The sequence below is a fragment of the Pseudomonas sp. LG1E9 genome, assembly GCF_003290225.1.
Taxonomy (GTDB): Bacteria; Pseudomonadota; Gammaproteobacteria; order Pseudomonadales; family Pseudomonadaceae; genus Aquipseudomonas; species Aquipseudomonas cyclaminis.
Map to the genome: position 1 here is coordinate 6,206,101 of NZ_CP029983.1, position 23,768 is coordinate 6,229,868.

Below are 23,768 nucleotides of genomic sequence, written 5' to 3' on the forward strand. Positions count from 1 at the left end.
GCTATGGTCGGCAGGCCCATGGGCCTTGCCGCTGGCAGTTGCCAGAATCGTTGCATTTTGCGGGTTTGTAGCGCAACCGTCACGGATTAAGTGTCTTGACATCGGGCTCTGCCGGCGCGTGCTCCAGCGCCGTACGCTGAGGCATCATGACCTGCTGTGGATAAGTCTGCGCGAAGTGCACCTCGGGGCAGTTATCCACAAGCTTTTTCAGACGCTGATTAAAGGCACGACTGACAGCATATTGCCCACCCGACACCGTGCGGAACTGTGCCGTGAGCACCACACCATTGAGGTCCATCCTGTCGACACCAAACACCTCCAGTGGCCCTTGCAGGTTGTACTTGAGGAACACATCGTCGCGGATCGCCTGACCAGCTTCACGAATCAACTCCACGGCCTTGTCCACATCGGTGTCGTAGGTGAACTGCACCGAGAAGAACGCATAGGCAAATTGCCGCGACTGATTGGTGACAGCCTTGATCTGCCCGAACGGCACAGAATGCACAAAACCCTTGCCGTCGCGCAGGCGCAGGGTGCGGATGGTCAGGCCCTCAACGGTGCCGGCGTGGCCGGAGTCAAGCACCACCCAGTCGCCGATGGACAGCGTGTCCTCAATGATGATGAACAACCCGGTGATCACATCCTGCACCAGTTGCTGTGAGCCGAAACCAATGGCCAGGCCGACCACACCGGCACCCGCCAGCAGCGGTGCGACATTGATGCCCAGGTTGGCCATGGTGGTGATCGCGCAGATGACCACCAGAATGATCTTCACCGCATTACGCACCAGCGGCAGGATGGTTTTCACCCGCGTGCTCGGCTGGCGGTTGGAGCGCTTGTTCACTGGCGGTTTCAGCGCTTCCTGGATCGCCGTGTCGAGCACCACCCAGAACAGCCACGTCATCAGCAGGATCAGGCCGATGCTGCTCAAAGAGTCGCTGATCGCCCGTCCTATCGAGTTGCGCTGGGCAAACTCGAACAACGACACACCCCAGATCCGCCCGAGGATTTCGATAAAGGCGATGGCCATGACGATGCGCAGGATCGCGTGCAACAGACTGAGGAAACGTTCCTTGTAGGCGCTGCTGCGCTGGATCGCCACCTGGCTGCGGGACTTGAACAGGTGCTGCAGCACGGTACTCAGGAACACGGTGCCAATCAGCAGAATCGTGGTGAACAGCGCGCAACGCAGGGCTTTCTGGTTATCGTCACCGGCACCGATCAAGTTGATGGCCGAGACCAGCACCATCAACAGAATCGGCCAGTACCACAAGCCGGAAAACACCCGCAACGATTGCTGCAACGCCGGGTGTTTAAGGCGCTGAGCCAGAGGTCGATTGCGGATCAGGTGGGCGACCGGCCGACGCAGGCGCACCACCAGCACGCCGAAGATCACTGCCGCGAACAGGCCGGTAAACACCGCGATGCTGCTGGTGATATTGCCGCCCAGTTGACGGACGATTTGTGGGCTGGTCAGGGCATCGCTGAGGGCGGCGAGGAAGCCGATCAAGAACAGCGGCTTGGGGCAATAATCGCGAATAATCTGCACTGCCGGGCGCTTGTGACCGACGTTGAACATGACAATGACGCACAACAGCATCGACGTGGAAAAAATGCCGCTGCTGGTGGCATAGGCAAAACACAGCGCCAGCGCACGCCCCACTGAAGTGGGCAGAAAGTGACTGACATAAAGGGTCAGCGGCAAGCAGATCAGCGCCGGGATCGTGTAGGGCACCACATACCCGAGCACCGCGTGCAGGCGCTTGCGCTGTGCAACAAATGACCGTCGCCCCAGGCGCTGCACGATAAACCGCCCCAACAGCGTCAGTACGGTAAACGCGCCGACCCACACCCCGGACAGCAGCAGGAAATTTCCGGCCACAGTCCACGGCGAACGTTCTGACGTTTGGTTAACCAACCGCCCTACTTCATCCGCCGCCCTGTCCGCACGCAGGCGCCAGGCGTCGATCAGGTTTTGGTTGAGGTCGAGCTTGTCCTGCACGTCGTCGATGCTGGAGCTGATCGCACCCAGCAGACCGCCTTCTACCAGCAACTCCGGCTTGGCCGGCGCCTCGGGTTCAGGCGCCGCCGCCGCGGCGTGCAGTGCGCCACTGCCGCAACATAGCAGCGCACCCAGCAGTAAAGCAGTCTTGAGATTGAGCAAAACACCGGGCTCCTTACAGAAGGGTCTGTAAGGAACTGACGGGTTTCAGCGAGGATGGTTCACTTCAGGTCGACATTCAGGCTCGGCGCGCCAAACGCTACCAACTGCGCGTTGGAACCAGCGAAATAGCCTTTCCAGAAGCCTTCCAACGCTTGGATAGTCTTGCCGGAACGATACGCCTGCTTGACATCCTTGGTCACCAGCGCCGCTCCGGCCACATAGACGCGCGCGCCCTGCAGGTCGGCGAACAGACCCTTGTCGGCCACACGCTTGAGCTCGGCGTCGGGTTGCAGGTCACGAATCCGGTTGTTGGCGTAGAAGCTGCCGAAATCGCTGTTTTCCAGCATGTCGGAAATCAACAACACCACACGTTCCTGGGCCGGTTGCTGGCCCAGGTTGTTGCCGATATCACGCAACGACTGGAAGATTTCACTGCGTGCAATGTCTTCGGACGCTTCACGCAGCGTGGTCACAAACACCTTGCCAAAGGTCTTGTTGAAAAAGCTGCGCTGCTCGGCAAGGCAGGTGTCGAAGGTGCGCAGCGATTGCATACCGACCCGCTCGCGGACCTTTTCGTCGATGCCCTGGTTGAGTTCACCGGCAAAGCGCAACTGCATGAACTGCCCCGGCAGAAACGCCGAGAAGCTGTACAGCCGGACCTTGTCGCCCGGTTGTACAAAGCGCTGAATCTGGGCCCAGGTGGACTTCTGAATGACCTCGGGCATCGGGATCGTTTGATCGATGATCACTGTCAACTCGCGCCCCGCGGCCACGGGCCGAAACTCGGCGACCTTGGCGTAGGGGTAGCAATCCGGAATGTCATTGCGCTCGCCGGCCATCGCCATCAAGGGCGCCAGCAACAGGGCACAGAAAAAGCGCGGGATCATCATTCAGGCACCTGTGGCGTCAAAGTCTTTAAGCAATTGCTGTTCGGCACGCAGCGCCAGCACATCTTCCAGTGCATGGCCTTTGACACGACTGATCGTTGCCAATTGTTCTTCGCTGTAGGCCGTCAGGTCCTTGCCGCGCAGGGCATCGAGACCCTCCGAGGCAGCAACCGGCGTCTGCACGGGGGTTGCTACAGGAGTTGGAGCTGGAGCCGCGACTTCCGCTACCACCGGTGCAGTAGGTGCAACCGGAACACTGACGGGTTTGGCCACCGGTTGCGGATTGCCCGGCAACGCCTGTTTGCGCGCTACGAAGGTCTCGAAGCTGCGATTGTGCGCCGTGGTCAACGCCGCCTGCTGCTGGGCGTTGGTGGTGGTGCGCCCGGCGAGCTTGAGCTGCAACTTGCTCAGTTTGTGATCGGCATGGGAGGCAATTTCCACGCGCTGGCTCTGCATCCAGTTTTCCAGGGCTTCGCCGCTGGAAAATTTGTGGGTGTGTTCCCAGGCGGTCTTGGATTCGACCCCGGCAAACCCGAAGATCGACGCCAGCCAGATGCTGGTGATCTGGATCGCGATGTAGATCACCGATAGCACAATGAAGGTGATCAGCGAGGCTTTGCGGATCGCGTCCATCTTGTCGGTCAGGGTTTGCTTGTCGGCCTGATCGTTGATCGCCGCCGAATCGGCCGGCAGTTCGAACGGGCTGGCCGAGTCGTAATTCTGCTGGGCAAAGGCATGGGGGCTGCCGACCATTTCGGTCTCGATGCTTTTGAGCTGCATGGTGCGGATACCGAACGCGGCGATCGCGATAATCGCGATCCAGATACCGGTGGTGATCATCCAGCCACGGCTCGGCGTCACGGTGTGGTTGGTGTTGATGCGCGCCAGGATGCGGTTGTAGTCCTTGCCGTCTTTATCGCTGTCGGTGTGTTTGATGCCGATGCCCGGCAACTCCTTGAGCTGGTTCGGGCGGTCGCTGTCGCTGTCGTTTTCCCACCAGTGGCGCGCCTTGCTGATCAGCGCGTTCTTGTGCGCGGCGCGGCCAGTGACTTCGGCCAGGATCGCCGAGGCGACCGCCAGCAAGAAGGCGAACAACCAGCCCATCCAGCTTTGATCGTTGGCCGACAGGTTCTGGTTGATAAAGGGCACCAGCACGTAGGCGAAACCCACGGCCTCGAACATGATCAGCATAAAGATCAGGGCAAACACCCAGAACGGCCGCTCGCGGCGCCCGCGCTCACCGATGGTGCGCAGGTAGGATTCGCTCTTGTTGAAGAAGTCGACATCTTCCGCGCCGATTTTTTCATAGCGCGAGTAGTACGCGTCGCACAGCTCGCTTTCGGATTTCGGCCAGCCGTGGGCGTCAAGCATCAGGCTCTGCTTGGACAAGCGCGCCACCTTGCCGATCACGGGCACGCCGTGCCACACACGCATGACGAAATAACCCACCTTGTCCCAATACGCTTGAATCAGGATGGCCGCCAGCAATGTGGAGATCACCAGGCCGGTGATTAGTTTGTTTGCCCAGAGCAGGGCCGTCAGCGCATTGAAGCTGAAGTCTTCCATGGTGTATGTCCTTGAGTCTTACGCGCGAATCGGCACGAAACGGGTAGTGAAAGCTTCACGGCTGCGCGGGTAGAACAACGCACCGTCCGTGGCTTCGGAGTTTTTCTTGCTGAACACCACGTCGATACACGACACCGGTGCCTTGGGGTCTTGGATGAATACGCGATAGAGCACCAGTTCTTCACCTTCGTAGGTGTTGGCCACGGCTTTGCTCTTGATCGATTTGCGGTTGCCCTCTTTGTAATCCTTGACCACTTCGATGAAGGGCTGGCGGTCGACGCTGGCGCCATCGCGCAGGATCGAAACCGGCGACAGCGTCACCAGGTGGCCATTGACTACGTTGGCCCACACGCGGTTGTTGTAGCCCGGCAGGTATTCGGTGGTGACTTGGGTGTCGAGCGCCTTGCCGCTGGCGAGGTTGAACACTTTGCCGGTTTCACGCGGGCGGTCGGCGTCGCAACTGCTGTTGGGCAGGTCGCTGGCGTGGGCACTGCTGACCAGGGCGAAGCCGGCCTTTTTCGGCGCGATGCCTTGGGCCAGGGTCCAGCGCGTGTCGCTGGCAGGCGTGCCACCGAAGTCGACCAGCGCGGTGCCGGCGTCAGCGGGTTGGCTCTGGGCAGCCGGTTTGGTTGTGACGGCAGGCTTGTTTTTCGGCGCGCTGGCGACGGTACGCACGGGCTCGGTCGAGGTGCCGTGCGTGAGGTATTTGGAGTTGTTCTGTTCGGCGTTGACGCGCTTGACCAGCATGTTGCGGTCGGTCACTTCAACGATCTCAACCCGACGGTTCTTGCCGCGTTGCTGCACGTCGCTGTTGTCGGCGATCGGCCGCGAAGCCCCCGCGCCCTGGAAGAACATGCGCTGCGGCGCGATGCCTTGCTCGGCCAGGATCGACGCCACAGCGCGGGCGCGCTGCTCGGACAATCGCTGGTTGGTGGCGGCGCTGCCGGTGGCGTCGGTGTGGCCGACGACCAGAATCGCCGCTTGGCTGTTCTGGCCCTGCTTGGGCGCAAACGCGGCGGCCAGCTTGCGCACCTGGCGCTGACCGTTGGTGCTCAACTGCGCGCTGCCGGTGGCGAACATGCCTTCATCCTGCACCTGGGCGACGATGCCCGCCTCGGTCGGCGCAGGGGCTCGGGTGGTGCCGGTAGCCACGTCCTGGCTTTGCAGGGTTTGCACCTGAATGTTCAGGTTCTCTTCTTTGGCAATCCGCTCCAGTTCCTGCAAGCGGTTCTGCCACAAGTTGCCCGCCACACAACCGGCCGCCGCGCCCACGCCGCCGCCGACGATGGCCTTTTTGGCGTCGCCGGTGATCGCGTACGTCAAGCCGGCGCCGAGCAATGCCCCCCCGGCGCAACCAATGGCCGTGCCGTAGTTTTTGCCCGCATCGTTAAGCGTCGCGCAGCCGCTGAGCGCCACGGCGCCGGCAAGCAGGCTGATTTTTCGGGTAAAGGAGGTATTCACTTGATGGGTTCCGGCCTTCATGAAAAGAGCCGCCGACCCACTGCCAGCACCAGAAAAGCGCCAACTGCATCATCCATGAACAGGCCCTGCACAATCGTTGAATGGGGTAGATAGCGCGGGATTGGATCACGTCACTGATGGCAATTCAACAGCATTTGTAACTCTATGCGTCCTCCAGAACCGTCCGTAGGACGCTCGAAACTTTCTCCAGCCACCGGCAGTCAGCCCTTACATGAAGCATTGCGCCACTCTTCACAGGAATACACATGACTGCGATCCCAGACTGGGTGCCCGTAACCCCCAGCGTCGCCATCACGCGCTTTACGGTGCTGACGGTCAATATCCACAAGGGCTTCACGGCCCTGAACCGACGCTTCATCCTGCCCGAGCTGCGCGAAGCGGTGCGCAGTGTGGGCGCGGACATGGTGTTCCTGCAGGAAATCCACGGCACCCACGAGCGCCATCCGCAGCGCTACAGCGACTGGCCGAACATGCCGCAATACGAGTTTCTGGCCGACAGCATCTGGCCGCAGTTTGCTTACGGGCGCAACGCGGTGTATCCCCATGGCGATCACGGCAATGCGTTGCTGTCGAAATTCCAGATCGTGAGCTACGACAACCTCGACATCTCCCAAAGCGGCCATGAAAACCGTGGTTTGCTGCATTGCGTGTTGCGCCTGCCGGGCAACGGGCAGGAAGTGCATGCGATCTGTATTCACCTGGGCTTGCGCGAGGTGCATCGCCAGCAGCAATTGCGTTTGCTGGAGCAGCGCATCCGCGAGATTCCCGCCGATGCACCACTGGTAGTCGCCGGCGATTTCAACGACTGGCGCCAGCGTGCCGACCTGAGCCAAAGCGGCCTCACCGAGGTGTTTGTGCACGCCCTTGGCAAACCGGCGCGCACCTTTCCAGCTCGCCTGCCATTGCTGGCGCTGGATCGCATTTACGTGCGTAACGTAAAGGTGCACAACCCCAAGGTGCTGACCACCCGGCCGTGGTCGCATCTGTCAGACCATGTACCGCTGTCGGTGGAGATTGAGCTATGAACATCGCCGTCGAGCACATTTCCACCGACCAACCGCCGGATGAAACCAAGGCCCGCGACCTGGATTACGGCTGGCAAAGCGGCAATCAGGTCGAGTTGCTGGAAAACGGCGAAGCGTATTTTCCCAAGGTCTTCGAAGCGATGCGCCAGGCCCGGCGCGAGATCCTGCTGGAGACCTTCATCCTCTTCGAAGACAAGGTCGGCCATGAGCTGCAAGGCATCCTGATCGAGGCCGCGCAGCGTGGGGTCAAGGTGGTGGTCAGCCTGGATGGTTTTGGCTGCGGCGAGCTGAGCCCGGCGTTTCTCGGTGAACTGGCCGCGGCCGGGGTGACGGTGCAGATGTTCGATCCCGCGTCCAAGACCCTGGGCATTCGCACCAACTGGTTCCGCCGCCTGCACCGCAAGATTGTGGTGGTGGACGCCACGGTGGGGTTTATCGGCGGGATCAACTTCTCTGCCGATCACTTGGGGGATTTCGGCCCCGAGGCCAAACAGGATTACGCGGTGCAAATCACTGGCCCGGCGGTGGCCGATCTGCACCACTTTGCCCTGGCGCAAAGTGGCCGTCAGGTGCGCACGCGGCGCGGTTGGCGGCGGCGCCAGCAACGGCCTTCAGCGTGGTCGAACGAGCATGGCGACGGCCTGGTGCGCCTGATCTACCGCGACAACCTGCAACACCGTGACGACATCGAAGAAGCGTATATCCACGCCTTGAGCAAGGCCCGACACCGAGCCGTGATCGCCAACGCGTATTTCTTCCCCGGCTACCGCCTGCTGCGGGAAATCCGCAACGCGGCGCGCCGTGGTGTGCAGGTGCAATTGATCATGCAGGGCCAACCCGACGTACTGCTGGCCAAGCTGGCGGCGCGCATGCTCTACGACTATCTGCTCAAGGACGGCGTGGTGATTCACGAATACTGCCAGCGCCCGCTGCACGGCAAGGTCGCGCTGGTGGATGACGAGTGGAGCACGGTGGGTTCGAGCAACCTCGACCCGCTGAGCCTGGCGCTGAACCTGGAAGCCAATGTGTTGATTCGCGATCGTGCGTTTAATCAGCAACTGTACGAGCGCCTGCAAGCACTCAGTCAGAATCACTGCCAGACCATCCCGGAAAACCGCAAGCCACGCCTGTGGTTGTGGCGATTGACCGTCGGCTTTCTGGTGTTCCATGTAATGCGCCACTTCCCCGCGCTGACCGGCTGGTTGCCGGCACACAAGCCACGTTTGAAACCCTTCGTGCATGAGGGCCAGCGCCATGACAGCTGATCGTTTCAAGCGTTGGAAGAAGCCACTGACCATCGTCTTCTTCCTGCTGCTGATCGTGCTATTCACCCTGCTCGCCCGCCGGATCGACTGGAGCGAGGTGGTCCAGACACTCGGTGAGTTCAAACTGCGCACCTTGCTGATCGCGGGCGCGTTGACCCTGTGCAGCTTTATCGTCTACGCCTGCTTCGACCTGATCGGCCGCACCTACATCCGCCAGCCGTTGCGCTGGAAGCAGATCCTGCCGGTGGGGATTATCAGTTATGCGTTCAACCTCAACCTCAGCGCTTGGGTTGGCGGCATCGCCATGCGCTATCGGCTGTATTCGCGGCTGGGGGTGAGCAGCAGCAATATCGCCAAGATTCTCGGCCTGAGCCTGGCCACCAATTGGTTTGGCTACATGGCGTTGGCCGGCGCGGTTTTCAGCAGCGGGCTGGTGACCATGCCGCCGGGCTGGAAACTGAGCAGCGGCGCGTTGCAAGGGGTGGGCGTGTTGCTGGTGTTGGCCAGCCTCGGCTACCTGGCGGCCTGCCAGTTTTCGAAAAAACGTGCGTGGTCGATCCGCGGCATTGAGATCAACCTGCCGTCGCTGCGCATGGCCTGTTTGCAACTGGCGTTGGGCGCGTTGAACTGGTCGCTGATGGCGGCGGTGATTTTTACCCTGCTGCCCGCCAAGTTGGACTATCCGCTGGTACTTGGGGTGTTGCTGATCAGCGCGATTGCCGGTGTGCTCACCCATATTCCGGCGGGGCTTGGGGTACTGGAAGCGGTGTTTATCGGGCTGCTGCAGCATGAGGCCTCGCGGGGCAGTTTGCTGGCGGGGCTGATCGCGTACCGGGCGATCTACTTTATCTGCCCGCTGCTGATCGCCTTGGTGATGTACGTGGGTGTAGAAGCCAAGGCCAAGGCGTTGCGGGTAAAGAAAACACCCGCCTGAACGGGCTACTGGGACTGGATGATGCTCAACCGCTCGCCGACCACCATCTCGGTAATCCAGTCGACCAGGATTGAGGTGTAGGCCTGCTGGGACACCGGATCGCTGAGGGAATGGTCAGCGCCATCAATGATGCGGTGCGTCAGGGAGTGCGTCTGCTGGCACGCCGCGCGGTAGCTCATGATGGTGGCATGGGGCACGTGGTCGTCGGTTTCCGATTCGACGATCAGCACATCACCGGTAAACGCCGCGCAGGCGTGTAATGCGCGATTGGTCTCGGCGTGCACCAGGGTGCTGCGGTAATCCATCAAATCGACCTTATCCAGGTCGCGCTTGGGCTTGAGCCATTCCTGATCGCGGTACAGCGCCGGCACGCGCAGCGCCAGCCAGCGTACCGGGCGCAACGAGGTGAGGATGGCGGCGAGGTAACCGCCATAACTGGTGCCCACGACCGCCACCGCCGAGGTGTCGATGGCCGGGTGGGCGAGCAGCCGGTCGTAGGCCGCCAGCAGGTCGCGCAGGTTGTCTTCGCGGGTGACGCGGCTCAATGGAATGCCGGTACCGGCGTGGCCGCGCAGGTCGAAAGTGAGGCACACACAGCCAAGGCCGGCGATGCCTTTGGCCCGTTCCAGATCCCGCTCCTGGCTACCGCCCCAACCGTGCACAAACAACACGCCTGGTACTTTGGATTTGGGGCTCAGGAAGGTGCCGCTCATTTGTTCGTCGTCGATGTCGATGGAAATGGTTTCACTTCTAGCCGTCATAAGATTTGACCGTCACGTACTTGAGAAGAAAGTCACTGTTTTCTGCGGGGCCGCGATACACCTCAATGGCATCCGCTGGCAGCGCCTGGTCCACATAGGTTTCTACCGAGGACACATGAATGGCGTTAAGACCCGGGTGATTGATGAAGCTTTGCAGCGCCGCGACCTCCGCGCTGCTGGCGCCGCCCATGCGCCAGGATTGTTCGAGCACGCCACTGCGGCGCTGGCCGTGGCTATCCAGGCCTTGAGCGATGTCGTAGTTGCGCCGGGACGCGTAGAAGCCGGGGTAGGCTTCATCTGCCGCCGTGTCGAAGATTTGCGCTTGCTCGATGGCCAGTCGCACGTCGTCGGGCAGATCGAGTTCAAGCAAATCTTCGTAATAACCCGGAACGACCAGCAAGTCGGAGCCGCCATAGACGCTTTCGCCCTGCCCGTCCTCGGTCAGGTATTGCTGCCCGCAGTAGCTGAATACGTGATCGCCGATAAAACTCTGGCCCACGCTATGGGTGACCACGTCGCGCAGATCTTGCTCCAGCACCACGCCGTCGTTGAACAACTGCGCGGCGTCGGGTCGGGCGAGTACGGCCTTGAAGGCATCGAGGCTGTGGATAACTTCCTGGCCGCGTCCGGCGCAGGCGTGCACCGGTTTCAGGCGGATGGGCCCGTCGTCGAGCAAATGGGCGGCGGCGGGTAAAGCGTCTTCGAGCGAAAACACACTGAGGCCATCCAACACGACTGTTCTTACCCGCTCACAGAACAACGGCGACCAGCCTTCGGGCGCGATGGCTTCAGGGCTCAGCAAACCATGGCTGATGGCTTTGGTGCAGATGAAGTCGTGATCGACATAGCCGCCCCACAGGTCTTCGGGGCCTTTGATGTTGAGCGCGAGAGCTTGCGCCGGGCCCACCAGGGTTTGAGTGGGCAGCAGATAAAGCTCCCGGCCAGCATGTTTTCGCGGGTCGTAGCTGCCATCGAATTTAAGCCCCAGGATCTGCGCCAGCCAGCGGGCCAGGCTGTGATTGGTGTCGACCTCATGCTGGGGCGCGCCCGCTCGTGTGGAGTGAGCGACCACCCATTTCCTGCGTTGTGTTGGGGTCATGCATCCCCCTTGGCCTTCCCGCCATGTGTGTATCAGGAAGGCTGCAGGGATCAGGCCAAAACAGCTGTGAGCGCAAGCGATTTGAAATCAAGCAGTTACTGAAAAACCGATGGCAGTTGGCCTGTTTTATTCTGCACGACGACGCCTCAAATGCGCGGCGTTCTGCACGATTCACACGCCAAAACGGCTGCGGTAATCGCTGGGCGCCAGGCCGGTGATTTTCTTGAAGGTGGCGCGAAAGGCGCTGGGGTCCTGATAGCCCACGGTCCAGGCAATATGGTCAATGGTGCCGTTGGTGAATTCCAACATCTGCCGCGCCTTGCCCACCCGAAGGTGCTGGCAGTATTCGGTGGGTTTCAAGCCGGTGGCGCCGCGAAAGCGCCGCAGGAAAGTGCGCGCCTCCAGCCCCGCCTCTTGCGCCATGGCCGCCACGGACACCTCCACCGCGCCGCTGGCTTGCAACCAATGCTGGACTTTGAGAATCGCCACGTCGCCATGGCCGAGGATCGGCGCAAAGTTGCTGCCGCACTGGCTCGCGCTGTCGCTGTGTTCAATGACCAAAAACCGCGCGGTGTCGGCAGCGATACTCGGCCCCATCAGGCGGTCAACCAGACGCAGGCCCAGCTCTGACCAGGCCATCAGCCCGGCGGTGGTGATCAGGTCACCGTCATCGACGATGGGTTTATCCGCTTCCAGGCGCACGGCCGGGTACTGCGCGGCAAAAGACTTGGCGGAAGACCAATGGGTGGTCGCGCTGCGCCCATCCAGCAAGCCACTGCGCGCCAGCATGATCGAGCCGATGCACACGCCGCCCAGCACTGTGCCCGTCGCGTGCTGTTGACGAAGCCACGCCAACAGCGCAGGCGGCGACTGTTCATCGGTGAACACACCAATCGACGGTGGCACCAGCACGGCCATCATCGGTTGCTCGGGGCCTGGGTGGCTATCGAATACCCGTGTCGGGTGACCATCGGCATCCACGTGCCAATGGCTGATCCGCAGCAGCGGCAGTTGTGCCGACTGATGCTCGGCGGCGATCCGGTTGGCCACGCCGAACAGGTCGGTCAGGCCATGCACGGCAGCCAATTGCGCCCCTTGGTAGATCAACACACCCAGCTCAACAACCGCCATTGTCAGTTTTCCCCCTGTTATTGTCGGTGCAGCCAATCCCCGGCGTCGGCGCCAGCTAAGATACTGGGCCCATCAACCCATCACGAGGCAATACCCATGGCCAAGCAAGCGCTCATCCTAATCGATATCCAGAACGACTACTTCCCTCAGGGCAAGTGGCCGCTGGATGGCGTAGAAGCTGCAGCGGACAAGGCTGCGCAAGTACTCAAGGCGTTTCGCCAGGCGGGGGATGCAGTGATTCATGTGCGCCATGAATTCACGTCCGAAGAGGCACCGTTCTTCACGCCCGGGTCCGAAGGCGCACACCTGCATCCGAAGGTACTGAACCAACGCGATGAGCCCGTGGTGCTTAAACACTTTGTGAACGCGTTTCGTGAAACCAATCTGCGCGCCCTGCTGGAACAACGCAGCATCACCGAACTGGTGGTGGTCGGCAGCATGAGCCATATGTGCGTCGACGCCGTGGTGCGTGCCGCAGCGGACCTGGGCTACAAGGTCACGGTGATTCATGACGCTTGTGCCACCCGCGATCAGGAATTCAACGGGCAAGTGATCCCGGCCGCGCAGGTGCATGGCGCGTATATGGCGTCACTGGCGTTTGGGTATGCGGGCGTGGTGTCGGCGGATGAGTATTTGAAGGCGCAAGCAGCAGCAGCGTGACCACTGCTTGCCTGGGCTTTTAGCGGGTCGCGATGATAAACAGGCGCGGGAATGGCAGTAGTACGGTGCCATCGGCCAGGGCTGGATAGGCCTGGGTAATCCGCGCCTGATATTCCTGTAGGAAGGCGACTTTTTCATCATCGGTCAAAGGCGCGAGGAATGGACGCAATGCAGAGCCCTTGAACCACTCCACCACAGCCCCATGACCCGCCAACGGGTGCAGGTAGGTCGTGCGCCATACATCAACAGTGGCGCAGTGCTTGCTCAGCAACTCGTAGTAGTAACTCGCCACGTGCCGTTCATTGTGTTTGACCGTACCAATCCTGGCAGCCCACGGGCCATCCGCCGCAACCTCCCGAGCCAGGCGGTGCGCAGGCTCGTCCAGGTTATCCGGGGTTTGCACCGCCAGCGTACCGCCGGGGTTCAACCGGTTGACCAGATGGGGGTAAAGCGTGGCGTGGTCTGGCAGCCATTGCAGCGAGGCGTTGGCGAGGATCACATCGAATGTTTTTCCAGGGTTCCAGGCGCCGATGTCCGCCAGTTCAAAGCTCAGTCTCGGCAGGCGGTTGCGGGCGTCGACGAGCATGTCTTCAGAGCTGTCCATGCCGGTGACATCCGCTTGAGGAAAACGCTCGGCCAACACTTGGGTGGAGTTGCCAGGGCCGCAGCCGAGGTCGACGGCGGTGTGCACATCCAGATTGGGAATGGCTGCCACCAGGTCACGCACGGGACGAGTGCGCTGTTGTTCAAACATCGTGTACTGCTTGGCAGACCAGGTCATCGCGGCTTTCCTTCGTCTCTAGGGTTTGGCTCCAGCCTAAATCCTGTAGCCCATGAGCACAAATGCCGGATAACTGATCACTGGTCCCGTCAGTTGATCCTTTTCAGAACATTGTTCGGGCTGGAGCCGTGGGTAGCGTTGGCAAATAAAAAAGCCCCGAGAGCAGTGCTCACGGGGCTTTCCGGGAAAACTTTACGGATTGCTCCGAGCGATACCCTAGAACGGAATATCGTCATCAAAGCTGTCGAAATCCGGAGCCGGCTGAGGAGCGGCCTGCTGTGGCGCTGGACGCGACTCACGCTGTGGCTGCTGGCTTGGCTGCGGACGCGACTGCTGTGGACGCGGTGCCGAGTTGGACATGCCGCCCTGGCCCTGTTGGTCGCCCTGTGGACGGCCGCCCAGCAGTTGCATGGTGCCTTGCATGTCGACCACGATTTCAGTGGTGTAACGCTTGATGCCGTCTTTTTCCCACTCGCGGGTCTGCAGTTTGCCTTCGATGTAGACCTGCGAACCCTTGCGCAGGTATTCACCGGCGATCTCTGCGACCTTGCCGAACATCGACACACGGTGCCATTCGGTTTTTTCGACTTTCTGACCGGTTTGCTTGTCGGTCCACTGTTCGCTGGTCGCCAGACTCAGGTTGGTCACGGCGTTACCGTTAGGCAAGTAGCGAACTTCGGGATCCTGGCCGCAAGTACCGACCAATATGACTTTGTTAACCCCACGGGCCATAACGTTCTCCTAGGCTGGGCGCGCTGTCGGCACTGGGTTGACCAGTTGCTCAAGCGTCGCGCGATCCAATAATTCGGTGTCCAATTTGATGTAAATGGCCGCCTCTTCAGCGACCACGACTGCATCCGTTACCCCTACGACGGCCTTCAGGCGCTCTGCCAGACCGGCTTCGCGGATCGCTTCGGGCGATAGCGGCAAACGCAGACTTGTGACGTAGGGAGGTTCGCGCATGGTAACAGCAAAGACCAGCCAAAGTGCAGCCAGCCCGGCGCATCCGAGGAAGACAACCGACAAACCGCCATGCTGAAACATCCAGCCGCCCATGATGCCGCCTAACGCCGAGCCGAGGAACTGGCTGGTGGAATACACCCCCATCGCCGTGCCCTTGCCACCCGCCGGTGAAACTTTGCTGATCAGCGAAGGCAATGAAGCCTCCAGCAGGTTGAACGCGGTGAAGAACACCACCGTGCCGATTACCAGCGCCCGTAGGCTGTCGCCGAACTGCCAGAAGAATAGTTCAGTGAGCATCAATGTCGCGACGGCGCCCAGCAAAACTCGTTTCATTTTGCGTTTTTTCTCGCCATAGATGATGAACGGGATCATGGCGAAAAACGAAATCAACAGAGCGGTGAGGTAGACCCACCAGTGCTGCTCCTTGGGCAGCCCGGCTTTTTGTACCAGTGCCAGGGGCAAGGCGACGAAGCTGCACATCAGCATTGCGTGTAATACGAAGATACCTAAATCCAGGCGCAGCAGGTCCGGGTGCTTGAGCGTCGGCAACAACGCGTTGCGCGCAACGCCGGATTCACGGTGCTGCAATGTGCCGGTGGAGCGCGGCACCATGAAGGCCACGATCACGATGCCGAACAACGCCATGCCGCCTGTGGCCAGAAACAAACCGTGCAGGCCGAACGCACGTGTGAGCAAGGGTCCGACCACCATGGCCACGGCAAACGACAGGCCGATGGTCATACCGATCATCGCCATGGCCTTGGTGCGATGCTGCTCGCGGGTCAGGTCAGAGAGGAGCGCCATCACCGCAGCGGAAATCGCCCCGGCACCTTGCAGAATACGTCCGGCGATCACGCCCCAGATCGAATCGGACTGGGCCGCGAGCACACTGCCGAGGGCGAACACGATCAGCCCCAGGTAAATCACCGGACGACGGCCAATGCGGTCGGAAATGATCCCGAACGGAATCTGAAAAATCGCCTGTGTCAGGCCATAGGCGCCAATCGCCAGGCCGATCAGCGCCGGGGTTGCGCCGGCGAGGTCCATGCCATAGGTCGCCAGCACTGGCAACACCATAAACATGCCCAGCATACGGAAGGCGAACACAAGGGCCAGACCGCTTGCCGCTCGGGTCTCGCCGCTACTCATGCGTTCGCTGTGGGGATCGTGCATGGAAAAACCTCGTGTGAACCGGCGGCGATTCTACCAGTCCCATCGATTGAGAGGGTATATGCGGCGCTTTGCCGCGCAGCTTTCATGTAAGGCTGCACCCGGCACTTTGACAGTGTATATTCATCCAGTCTTTAGCCGTATACTCCGGCATTATTTACGCCCGCCGTGCGAGGCCATCTTGGACAAGATCCTGATTCGTGGGGCTAGAACCCACAACCTGAAGAACATCGACCTGACCCTGCCCCGGGACAAGCTGATTGTCATCACCGGCTTGTCTGGCTCGGGCAAATCGTCCCTGGCGTTCGACACGCTGTATGCCGAAGGTCAGCGCCGCTATGTGGAATCGCTGTCGGCCTATGCCCGGCAGTTCCTGTCGATGATGGAAAAACCCGACGTCGACACCATTGAAGGCCTGTCGCCGGCAATTTCCATCGAACAGAAGTCGACCTCCCACAACCCACGTTCCACCGTGGGCACCATCACTGAAATCTACGACTACCTGCGCCTGCTTTACGCGCGGGTCGGTATCCCCCGCTGCCCGGATCACGACATTCCACTGGAAGCCCAGACCGTCAGCCAGATGGTCGACCTGGTACTGGCCCAGCCGGAAGGTGCCAAGCTGATGCTGCTGGCGCCGGTGATTCGCGAGCGCAAGGGCGAACATCTTTCCGTCTTCGAAGAGCTGCGGGCGCAAGGTTTTGTACGCGCGCGCATCAATGGCAAGCTGTATGAACTGGACGAAGCACCGAAGCTCGACAAGCAGAAGAAGCATTCGATCGATGTAGTGGTCGACCGCTTCAAAGTGCGCGCCGACCTGCAGCAGCGCCTGGCGGAATCGTTCGAGACCGCGCTGAAGCTGGCGGATGGTATTGCGCTGGTTGCGCCGATGGATGACGAGCCGGGCGAAGAGATCATCTTCTCTGCGCGCTTTGCCTGCCCGATCTGTGGCCATGCCATCAGCGAACTGGAACCCAAGCTGTTTTCCTTCAACAACCCGGCCGGCGCCTGCCCAACCTGCGATGGCCTGGGTGTGAAGCAGTTCTTCGATATCAAGCGCCTGGTCAATGGCGAGCTGACGTTGGCGGAAGGCGCGATACGCGGCTGGGACAGGCGTAACGTCTATTACTTCCAGATGTTGGGGTCGCTAGCGTCCCACTACAAATTCAGCCTTGAAGTGCCATTCAACCAACTGCCGGCAGATCAGCAGAAGGTCATCCTCAATGGCAGTGGTTCGCAGAACGTCGACTTTAAATACCTGAACGACCGCGGCGACATCGTTAAGCGTTCGCACCCATTCGAAGGCATTGTGCCGAACCTGGAGCGGCGCTACCGCGAGACCGAATCGGCGAGCGTGCGCGAAGAGCTGGCGAAATTCCTCAGCACTCAACCTTGTCCAGATTGCCGTGGCACTCGCTTGCGCCGTGAGGCGCGACATGTCTGGGTGGGTGAGAAGACCCTGCCAGCAGTGACGAACCTGCCGATCGGCGATGCGTGTGAATACTTCGGTGTGCTCAAGCTGACCGGACGCCGTGGGGAAATTGCCGACAAGATCCTCAAGGAAATTCGTGAGCGGTTACAGTTTTTGGTCAATGTGGGCCTGGACTATCTTTCTCTGGACCGTAGCGCCGACACCTTGTCCGGCGGCGAGGCGCAACGTATTCGCCTGGCCAGCCAGATTGGTGCAGGCTTGGTGGGCGTGTTGTACATCCTGGATGAACCGTCCATTGGCTTGCACCAACGGGACAACGATCGTCTGTTGGGCACGTTGAAGCACCTACGGGATATCGGCAACACGGTGATTGTGGTCGAGCACGATGAAGACGCGATTCGCCTGGCGGACTATGTGGTCGATATTGGCCCAGGCGCCGGCGTGCACGGTGGACATATTGTTGCTGAAGGCACACCGGCCGAAGTCATGGCACATCCGGACTCCCTGACCGGCAAGTACTTGTCTGGCCGTGTCAAGATTGCAGTGCCGGCTAAACGTACGCCGCGCAACAAGAAGATGGCGCTGCATCTCAAGGGCGCACGCGGGAACAACCTGCGTAATGTCGACCTGGAGATTCCGCTGGGCTTGCTGACCTGTGTGACCGGTGTATCGGGTTCGGGTAAGTCGACGCTGATCAACAACACGCTGTTCCCCCTTAGTGCAACCGCCCTGAACGGCGCAACTACGCTGGAAGCGGCCGCGCATGACAGCATCAAGGGCCTTGAGCACCTGGACAAAGTGGTCGATATCGACCAGAGCCCGATTGGCCGTACACCTCGGTCCAACCCGGCAACGTACACGGGGCTGTTCACGCCGATTCGCGAGCTGTTCGCGGGTGTGCCGGAGTCTCGCTCACGTGGCTACGGGCCTGGGCGGTTCTCGTTCAACGTCAAGGGCGGACGCTGTGAAGCGTGTCAGGGCGATGGCTTGATCAAGGTAGAGATGCACTTCCTGCCGGATATCTATGTGCCGTGCGATGTGTGCAAGAGCAAGCGCTATAACCGCGAAACTCTTGAGATCAAGTACAAGGGCAAGAACATCCACGAAACCCTGGAGATGACCATCGAGGAAGCTCGCGTGTTCTTCGACGCGGTTCCAGCATTGGCGCGCAAGCTGCAGACGCTGATGGATGTGGGCCTGTCGTATATCAAGCTGGGGCAATCAGCGACCACGCTGTCCGGTGGCGAGGCACAGCGGGTGAAGCTGTCCCGGGAGCTGTCCAAGCGTGATACGGGCAAGACTCTGTATATCCTCGATGAACCGACTACGGGGCTCCATTTCGCGGATATCCAGCAACTGCTCGACGTGCTGCACCGATTGCGCGACCACGGCAACACTGTAGTGGTGATTGAGCACAACCTTGATGTGATCAAGACGGCTGACTGGTTGGTGGACCTCGGGCCGGAGGGCGGCTCCAAGGGTGGCCAGATCATCGCGGTCGGCACGCCGGAGCAAGTCTCTGAAATGCCGCAGTCCCACACCGGTTACTACTTGAAACCGTTGCTGGAGCGCGACCGGGCCTGACTTGTCGTCCCATGAAAAAGCCCCTGTCACCTTGCGGTGACAGGGGCTTTTTCGTAGCCGGGAATCAGAACTGCGATTGCAGGTAGTTTTCCAGGCCAATGAGCTTGATCAGACCCAACTGCTTTTCCAGCCAGTAGGTGTGATCTTCTTCTGTATCATTCAATTGCACGCGAAGGATTTCACGCGTGACGAAGTCACTGTGCTGCTCGCAGAGCTCAATGCCCTTGCAAAGCGCAGCACGTACCTTGTATTCGAGGCGAAGATCGGCTGCCAGCATGTCAGGTACGGTTGTGCCCACGTCCAAGTCGTCGGGACGCATACGCGGCGTGCCTTCGAGCATCAGGATACGGCGCATCAGTGCGTCAGCGTGCTGTGCCTCTTCTTCCATCTCGTGGTTGATACGCTCGTAGAGTTCGGTAAAACCCCAGTCTTCGTACATCCGCGAGTGGATGAAATATTGGTCACGAGCTGCCAGTTCGCCCGTCAGCAACGTGTTGAGGTAATCGATTACGTCGGGGTGACCTTGCATCGCCCTACATCTCCCTGCTTGAAAGACTGTAGTTTGAACCATCATGACCTGGAGGTCACGGGATCAACGGCATAAAAACGCACATTTCCCGAGAAAAGTAGCTGAAATAACGCAAAAACCGCCCAAATGAGGGCGGTTCTGCTTATCGTTTAGAGTCAGTTAAGCGATACACCCAGCGCCTTTGCGATTGCTTCTCCGTAAGCAGCGTCTGCCTTGTAGAAGTGCGCCAATTGACGCTGGACAACATCACTGGAAACCCCAGCCATTGCACCGGCGATGTTGGTGGTCAGCAGTGCCTGCTGCTCAGCATTCATCAGACGGAACAGCGCACCCGCGTGGCTGTAGTAGTCAGTGTCTTCACGATGATCGTAACGATGAGCGGCACCGCTCAGCGCCAAAGCAGGCTCAGCGTACTGCGGGGCTTGCTTGGGGGCATCGGCGTGGCTGTTCGGCTCGTAGTTAGGGGCTGAACCACCGTTGCTGCCAAAAGCCATCGAGCCGTCGCGTTGGTAGCTGTTTACCGGGCTGCGCGGCGCGTTTACCGGCAATTGCTGGTGATTGGTGCCGACACGATAACGATGGGCATCGGCGTAAGCAAAAACACGACCTTGCAACATGCGGTCTGGCGACAGGCCAACACCGGGTACCATATTGCTTGGCCCGAACGCGGCTTGCTCCACTTCGGCAAAGTAGTTCAGAGGGTTGCGGTTGAGCTCCAGTTCACCCACTTCGATCAGCGGAAACTCCTTTTGAGACCAGGTTTTGGTCACGTCGAAAGGATTCTCATAGTGAGCGTTAGCCTGGGCTTCAGTCATGATCTGGATGCAGACGCGCCATTTCGGAAAGTCACCGCGCTCAATCGCGCCGAACAGATCACGCTGGGCGTAATCAGGATCAGTACCGGCTAAACGTGCGGCATCCGCCGGAGCCAGGTTCTTGATGCCCTGCTTGGTTTTGTAATGCCATTTAACCCAGTGACGCTCGCCCTTGGCATTGATCAGGCTGTAGGTGTGACTACCGAAGCCGTGCATGTGGCGATAGCCGTCTGGAATGCCACGGTCCGAAAACAGGATGGTCACCTGGTGCAGCGCCTCAGGCGAGTGCGACCAGAAGTCCCACATCATTTGCGCGCTTTTCAGGTTGCTTTGTGGGAGGCGCTTTTGGGTGTGGATGAAGTCCGGAAATTTCAGCGGGTCGCGGATGAAGAACACTGGCGTGTTGTTACCCACGATGTCCCAGTTACCTTCTTCGGTGTAGAACTTCAAAGCGAAGCCGCGCGGGTCGCGCTCGGTATCGGCCGAACCGCGTTCACCACCAACAGTGGAAAACCGAAGAAAGGTAGGGGTTTGCTTGCCAACGGTCTCAAACAGCTTGGCGCTGGTGTACTGGGTAATGTCTTGGGTGACCGTGAACGTACCGTAGGCACCCGAACCTTTAGCGTGTACACGCCGCTCCGGGATGTTTTCACGGTTGAAGTGAGCGAGCTTCTCTATCAGGTGAAAATCGTCGAGCAGCAACGGGCCGCGCGGGCCGGCGGAACGGGAATTCTGGTTATCCGCAACGGGGGCACCGCTGGCGGTAGTAAGGACTTTATTCTGGCTCATGCTCAATCTTCCTCAGGTCAGACTTGGAACTGCCGGCTAATCGGCTTAGAGGGAGTATTGACGATCAAGATGACACCATCAAATATATTAAATCATGGTCATTGATAGAAAATAACTAACAAACCCAACAGAGTAATTAGCTATGGATTGGACTCTGATGCTGGCAGCGACTGAATTAATATAGACAACGTTTTTTACACACACAAAAAACCGGGCACTAGGCCCGGTTCTCCGTTACAGCTTGTCGTCTTACTCGGCGCTTACAGCTTCGCCCGCAGTAGCACGATCAACCAACTCGACGTACGCCATAGGCGCGTTGTCGCCAGCGCGGAAACCGCACTTGAGGATGCGCAGGTAGCCACCCTCACGGGTAGCGTAACGCTTGCCCAGGTCGTTGAAGAGCTTACCAACGATAGCTTTCGAGCGAGTACGGTCGAAAGCCAGACGGCGGTTAGCCAGGCTGTCTGTCTTAGCCAAAGTGATCAGCGGCTCAGCAACGCGACGCAGTTCTTTAGCTTTCGGCAGTGTAGTTTTGATCAGCTCGTGCTCGAACAGCGACACCGCCATGTTTTGAAACATGGCCTTGCGGTGCGAGCTGGTACGGCTCAGGTGACGACCACTTTTACGATGACGCATGGTTCATTCCTTACCAAACTCACGTTCGGTGATTACGACGATCAGGCAGTCGCCTTGTCGTCCTTCTTAAGACTTGCAGGCGGCCAGTTGTCGAGGCGCATGCCGAGGGACAGACCGCGGGAGGCCAGAACGTCCTTGATTTCAGTCAAGGATTTCTTGCCAAGGTTCGGAGTCTTCAACAGTTCTACTTCGGTACGCTGAATCAGGTCACCGATGTAGTAAATGTTTTCCGCCTTAAGGCAGTTAGCCGAACGTACAGTCAGTTCCAGATCGTCAACCGGGCGAAGCAGGATCGGATCGATCTCGTCTTCCTGCTCGATTACCACTGGTTCGCTGTCACCTTTGAGGTCGACGAACGCAGCCAACTGCTGTTGCAGAATGGTTGCAGCGCGGCGGATTGCCTCTTCAGGATCCAAAGTACCGTTGGTTTCCAGATCAATAACCAGCTTGTCCAGGTTAGTACGCTGCTCGACACGGGCGTTTTCCACCACGTATGCGATACGGCGAACCGGGCTGAACGAAGAGTCGAGCTGCAAGCGACCAATGCTGCGGCTTTCGTCTTCATCGCTCTGACGCGAGTCGGCCGGTTCATAACCACGACCACGAGCTACAGTGAGCTTCATGTTCAGGGCGCCGTTAGACGCCAGGTTAGCGATTACGTGATCGGGATTAACGATCTCGACATCATGATCCAGCTGAATATCGGCAGCGGTAACCACCCCCGAACCCTTCTTCGACAAGGTCAGCGTAACTTCGTCACGGCCGTGCAGCTTGATAGCCAGACCTTTAAGGTTCAACAGGATTTCAATTACGTCTTCCTGTACACCTTCGATGGCGCTGTACTCGTGGAGCACACCGTCAATCTCGGCCTCGACTACTGCACAGCCGGGCATTGAGGACAACAGGATGCGGCGCAGCGCGTTGCCCAGGGTGTGGCCAAAACCACGCTCGAGAGGCTCGAGAGTGATCTTGGCGCGGGTTGGACTGACAACCTGCACATCAATGTGGCGGGGTGTCAGGAACTCATTTACCGAAATCTGCATGGATGCACCTATTTTCTAGCCCTTACTTGGAGTAGAGCTCGACAATCAGGCTTTCGTTGATGTCGGCGGACAGATCACTGCGAGCAGGAACGTTCTTGAAAACGCCCGACTTCTTCTCAGTGTCTACTTCTACCCATTCTACGCGGCCACGTTGGGCACACAGATCGAGAGCTTGGACAATGCGAAGTTGGTTTTTTGCTTTCTCGCGAATCGCGACCACGTCACCAGCACGAACCTGGTAGGACGGGACGTTAACGGTTTGGCCGTTTACGCTTACGGATTTGTGCGATACCAGCTGACGGGATTCGGCACGAGTCGAACCAAAGCCCATACGGTATACAACGTTGTCCAGACGGCATTCGAGCAGTTGCAGCAGGTTTTCACCGGTTGCACCTTTCTTGCCAGCAGCTTCTTTGTAGTAGCCGCTGAACTGACGCTCGAGAACGCCGTAAATACGACGGACCTTCTGCTTTTCACGCAGTTGGGTGCCGTAGTCGGACTGGCGACCGCGGCGTTGGCCGTGGATACCAGGTGCTGCTTCAATGTTGCACTTCGATTCGATCGCGCGCACGCCGCTCTTCAAGAAGAGATCGGTGCCTTCACGACGAGCGAGTTTGCATTTTGGACCAATGTAACGAGCCATTCTTTACAATCTCCTGGATTACACGCGGCGCTTCTTCGGCGGACGGCACCCGTTGTGCGGGATTGGCGTCACGTCGGTGATGCTGGCGATCTTATAGCCACAGCCGTTCAAAGCACGGACAGCAGACTCACGACCTGGACCTGGACCTTTGACGTTAACGTCGAGGTTTTTCAGGCCATATTCCAGCGCAGCTTGACCAGCACGTTCAGCAGCTACTTGAGCGGCAAACGGGGTGGACTTGCGGGAACCGCGGAAACCCGAACCACCGGAGGTAGCCCAAGAAAGCGCGTTACCTTGACGGTCGGTGATGGTCACGATTGTGTTGTTAAAAGATGCATGGATGTGGGCGATGCCATCAACCACTGTCTTTTTAACTTTTTTACGAGGACGAGCAGCAGGTTTTGCCATG

21 protein-coding genes are annotated in these 23,768 nt (G+C 59.4%); 5 read left to right on the forward strand and 16 right to left on the reverse strand.

Annotated elements, in window-relative coordinates; genetic code table 11:
• Nucleotides 1-79: 79 nt before the first annotated feature.
• From DNK50_RS28500 to DNK50_RS28515, 4 genes are read right to left on the reverse strand one after another with little or no spacing between them, the layout of a single operon-like run.
• Nucleotides 80-2,164: a mechanosensitive ion channel family protein gene (locus tag DNK50_RS28500; RefSeq protein WP_112196872.1), complete on the reverse strand. Its 2,085-nt coding sequence runs from the start codon at nt 2,162-2,164 to the stop codon at nt 80-82.
• A 59-nt stretch (nt 2,165-2,223) separates the two neighbouring features.
• Entirely contained in the window at nt 2,224-3,054 is an 831-nt protein-coding gene (locus DNK50_RS28505; protein WP_112196873.1) for a hypothetical protein, read from the reverse strand.
• Nucleotides 3,055-4,617: a hypothetical protein gene (locus DNK50_RS28510; protein ID WP_112196874.1), complete on the reverse strand. Its 1,563-nt coding sequence runs from the start codon at nt 4,615-4,617 to the stop codon at nt 3,055-3,057.
• Nucleotides 4,618-4,635: 18 nt separating this feature from the next.
• A complete protein-coding gene (locus tag DNK50_RS28515; protein ID WP_218240627.1) occupies nt 4,636-6,078 on the reverse strand; it encodes an OmpA family protein in 1,443 nt (480 codons plus the stop codon).
• Between the two features lie 266 nt (nt 6,079-6,344).
• Here DNK50_RS28515 and DNK50_RS28520 point away from each other — a divergent pair, with 266 nt between their 5' ends.
• Genes DNK50_RS28520 through DNK50_RS28530 form a run of 3 tightly spaced genes read left to right on the forward strand, consistent with a single transcriptional unit; the run spans nt 6,345 to nt 9,323 of the window.
• Entirely contained in the window at nt 6,345-7,124 is a 780-nt protein-coding gene (locus DNK50_RS28520; protein ID WP_099584617.1) for an endonuclease/exonuclease/phosphatase family protein, read from the forward strand.
• Nucleotides 7,121-8,389 carry a cardiolipin synthase ClsB gene (clsB, locus tag DNK50_RS28525; RefSeq protein WP_112196875.1) on the forward strand — a complete coding sequence of 423 codons (1,269 nt, stop codon included), beginning with the start codon at nt 7,121-7,123 and terminating at the stop codon, nt 8,387-8,389. The genes DNK50_RS28520 and clsB overlap by 4 nt, the downstream gene beginning before the upstream one ends.
• Nucleotides 8,379-9,323: a lysylphosphatidylglycerol synthase domain-containing protein gene (locus DNK50_RS28530; RefSeq protein ID WP_112196876.1), complete on the forward strand. Its 945-nt coding sequence runs from the start codon at nt 8,379-8,381 to the stop codon at nt 9,321-9,323. Before clsB ends, DNK50_RS28530 begins: the two co-directional genes overlap by 11 nt.
• A 5-nt stretch (nt 9,324-9,328) precedes the next feature.
• On the opposite strand, the gene DNK50_RS28535 is transcribed toward DNK50_RS28530, so the two are convergent.
• The 3 genes from DNK50_RS28535 to DNK50_RS28545 all read right to left on the reverse strand — a co-directional run bounded on the left by DNK50_RS28535 (nt 9,329) and on the right by DNK50_RS28545 (nt 12,314).
• Nucleotides 9,329-10,084: a S9 family peptidase gene (locus tag DNK50_RS28535; RefSeq protein ID WP_112196877.1), complete on the reverse strand. Its 756-nt coding sequence runs from the start codon at nt 10,082-10,084 to the stop codon at nt 9,329-9,331.
• Nucleotides 10,074-11,183, reverse strand: coding sequence for a DUF3182 family protein (locus DNK50_RS28540; protein WP_112196878.1), 1,110 nt, complete (start codon nt 11,181-11,183; stop codon nt 10,074-10,076). The genes DNK50_RS28535 and DNK50_RS28540 overlap by 11 nt, the downstream gene beginning before the upstream one ends.
• Nucleotides 11,184-11,354: 171 nt before the next feature.
• A complete protein-coding gene (locus DNK50_RS28545) occupies nt 11,355-12,314 on the reverse strand; it encodes a GlxA family transcriptional regulator (RefSeq protein WP_099584612.1) in 960 nt (319 codons plus the stop codon).
• Between the two features lie 96 nt (nt 12,315-12,410).
• Between DNK50_RS28545 and DNK50_RS28550 the strand changes: the two genes are divergently transcribed.
• The gene (locus DNK50_RS28550; RefSeq protein WP_112196879.1) at nt 12,411-12,974 is read left to right on the forward strand and encodes a cysteine hydrolase family protein; all 564 of its coding nucleotides are present in this window, start codon (nt 12,411-12,413) and stop codon (nt 12,972-12,974) included.
• A gap of 19 nt (nt 12,975-12,993) precedes the next feature.
• Here DNK50_RS28550 and tam read toward each other — a convergent pair whose 3' ends face one another.
• The 3 genes from tam to DNK50_RS28565 all read right to left on the reverse strand — a co-directional run bounded on the left by tam (nt 12,994) and on the right by DNK50_RS28565 (nt 15,891).
• The gene (gene tam / locus DNK50_RS28555; RefSeq protein WP_112196880.1) at nt 12,994-13,755 is read right to left on the reverse strand and encodes a trans-aconitate 2-methyltransferase; all 762 of its coding nucleotides are present in this window, start codon (nt 13,753-13,755) and stop codon (nt 12,994-12,996) included.
• 216 nt (nt 13,756-13,971) lie between these two features.
• Nucleotides 13,972-14,487: a single-stranded DNA-binding protein gene (locus DNK50_RS28560; RefSeq protein WP_003232445.1), complete on the reverse strand. Its 516-nt coding sequence runs from the start codon at nt 14,485-14,487 to the stop codon at nt 13,972-13,974.
• A gap of 9 nt (nt 14,488-14,496) precedes the next feature.
• Nucleotides 14,497-15,891, reverse strand: a complete 1,395-nt coding sequence (locus tag DNK50_RS28565; RefSeq protein ID WP_099584609.1) for an MFS transporter — start codon at nt 15,889-15,891, stop codon at nt 14,497-14,499.
• A gap of 178 nt (nt 15,892-16,069) precedes the next feature.
• On the opposite strand from DNK50_RS28565, the gene uvrA reads away from it, so the two are divergent.
• Nucleotides 16,070-18,904: an excinuclease ABC subunit UvrA gene (uvrA, locus tag DNK50_RS28570; RefSeq protein ID WP_099584608.1), complete on the forward strand. Its 2,835-nt coding sequence runs from the start codon at nt 16,070-16,072 to the stop codon at nt 18,902-18,904.
• A 64-nt stretch (nt 18,905-18,968) separates the two neighbouring features.
• Here the strand turns inward: uvrA and bfr are convergent, their stop codons facing one another.
• From bfr to rpsK, 6 genes are all read right to left on the reverse strand, one after another.
• On the reverse strand, nt 18,969-19,433 hold the full coding sequence (gene bfr / locus DNK50_RS28575) for a bacterioferritin (RefSeq protein ID WP_033900044.1): 465 nt from the start codon (nt 19,431-19,433) through the stop codon (nt 18,969-18,971).
• A gap of 155 nt (nt 19,434-19,588) precedes the next feature.
• Nucleotides 19,589-21,037: a catalase gene (locus tag DNK50_RS28580; protein WP_112196881.1), complete on the reverse strand. Its 1,449-nt coding sequence runs from the start codon at nt 21,035-21,037 to the stop codon at nt 19,589-19,591.
• A gap of 249 nt (nt 21,038-21,286) precedes the next feature.
• A complete protein-coding gene (rplQ, locus tag DNK50_RS28585) occupies nt 21,287-21,673 on the reverse strand; it encodes a 50S ribosomal protein L17 (RefSeq protein ID WP_003176402.1) in 387 nt (128 codons plus the stop codon).
• Between the two features lie 41 nt (nt 21,674-21,714).
• On the reverse strand, nt 21,715-22,716 hold the full coding sequence (gene rpoA / locus DNK50_RS28590; RefSeq protein ID WP_003176403.1) for a DNA-directed RNA polymerase subunit alpha: 1,002 nt from the start codon (nt 22,714-22,716) through the stop codon (nt 21,715-21,717).
• A gap of 22 nt (nt 22,717-22,738) precedes the next feature.
• Nucleotides 22,739-23,359: a 30S ribosomal protein S4 gene (rpsD, locus tag DNK50_RS28595; RefSeq protein WP_003210056.1), complete on the reverse strand. Its 621-nt coding sequence runs from the start codon at nt 23,357-23,359 to the stop codon at nt 22,739-22,741.
• A gap of 18 nt (nt 23,360-23,377) precedes the next feature.
• Nucleotides 23,378-23,767, reverse strand: coding sequence for a 30S ribosomal protein S11 (gene rpsK / locus DNK50_RS28600; RefSeq protein WP_002555466.1), 390 nt, complete (start codon nt 23,765-23,767; stop codon nt 23,378-23,380).
• Nucleotide 23,768: the final 1 nt, after the last annotated feature.

Excerpts from the sequence above, each read along its gene's own strand:
- rpsK (WP_002555466.1), bottom strand. The coding sequence starts at position 23,767 with ATGGCAAAACCTGCTGCTCGTCCTCGTAAAAAAGTTAAAAAGACAGTG.
- DNK50_RS28565 (WP_099584609.1), bottom strand. The coding sequence starts at position 15,891 with ATGCACGATCCCCACAGCGAACGCATGAGTAGCGGCGAGACCCGAGCG.
- DNK50_RS28545 (WP_099584612.1), bottom strand. The coding sequence starts at position 12,314 with ATGGCGGTTGTTGAGCTGGGTGTGTTGATCTACCAAGGGGCGCAATTG.
- DNK50_RS28505 (WP_112196873.1), bottom strand. The coding sequence starts at position 3,054 with ATGATGATCCCGCGCTTTTTCTGTGCCCTGTTGCTGGCGCCCTTGATG.
- DNK50_RS28540 (WP_112196878.1), bottom strand. The coding sequence starts at position 11,183 with ATGACCCCAACACAACGCAGGAAATGGGTGGTCGCTCACTCCACACGA.
- rpsD (WP_003210056.1), bottom strand. The coding sequence starts at position 23,359 with ATGGCTCGTTACATTGGTCCAAAATGCAAACTCGCTCGTCGTGAAGGC.
- DNK50_RS28520 (WP_099584617.1), top strand. The coding sequence starts at position 6,345 with ATGACTGCGATCCCAGACTGGGTGCCCGTAACCCCCAGCGTCGCCATC.
- DNK50_RS28550 (WP_112196879.1), top strand. The coding sequence starts at position 12,411 with ATGGCCAAGCAAGCGCTCATCCTAATCGATATCCAGAACGACTACTTC.
- tam (WP_112196880.1), bottom strand. The coding sequence starts at position 13,755 with ATGACCTGGTCTGCCAAGCAGTACACGATGTTTGAACAACAGCGCACT.
- clsB (WP_112196875.1), top strand. The coding sequence starts at position 7,121 with ATGAACATCGCCGTCGAGCACATTTCCACCGACCAACCGCCGGATGAA.
- DNK50_RS28560 (WP_003232445.1), bottom strand. The coding sequence starts at position 14,487 with ATGGCCCGTGGGGTTAACAAAGTCATATTGGTCGGTACTTGCGGCCAG.
- DNK50_RS28535 (WP_112196877.1), bottom strand. The coding sequence starts at position 10,084 with ATGACGGCTAGAAGTGAAACCATTTCCATCGACATCGACGACGAACAA.
- DNK50_RS28530 (WP_112196876.1), top strand. The coding sequence starts at position 8,379 with ATGACAGCTGATCGTTTCAAGCGTTGGAAGAAGCCACTGACCATCGTC.
- rplQ (WP_003176402.1), bottom strand. The coding sequence starts at position 21,673 with ATGCGTCATCGTAAAAGTGGTCGTCACCTGAGCCGTACCAGCTCGCAC.
- DNK50_RS28580 (WP_112196881.1), bottom strand. The coding sequence starts at position 21,037 with ATGAGCCAGAATAAAGTCCTTACTACCGCCAGCGGTGCCCCCGTTGCG.
- DNK50_RS28510 (WP_112196874.1), bottom strand. The coding sequence starts at position 4,617 with ATGGAAGACTTCAGCTTCAATGCGCTGACGGCCCTGCTCTGGGCAAAC.
- bfr (WP_033900044.1), bottom strand. The coding sequence starts at position 19,433 with ATGCAAGGTCACCCCGACGTAATCGATTACCTCAACACGTTGCTGACG.
- rpoA (WP_003176403.1), bottom strand. The coding sequence starts at position 22,716 with ATGCAGATTTCGGTAAATGAGTTCCTGACACCCCGCCACATTGATGTG.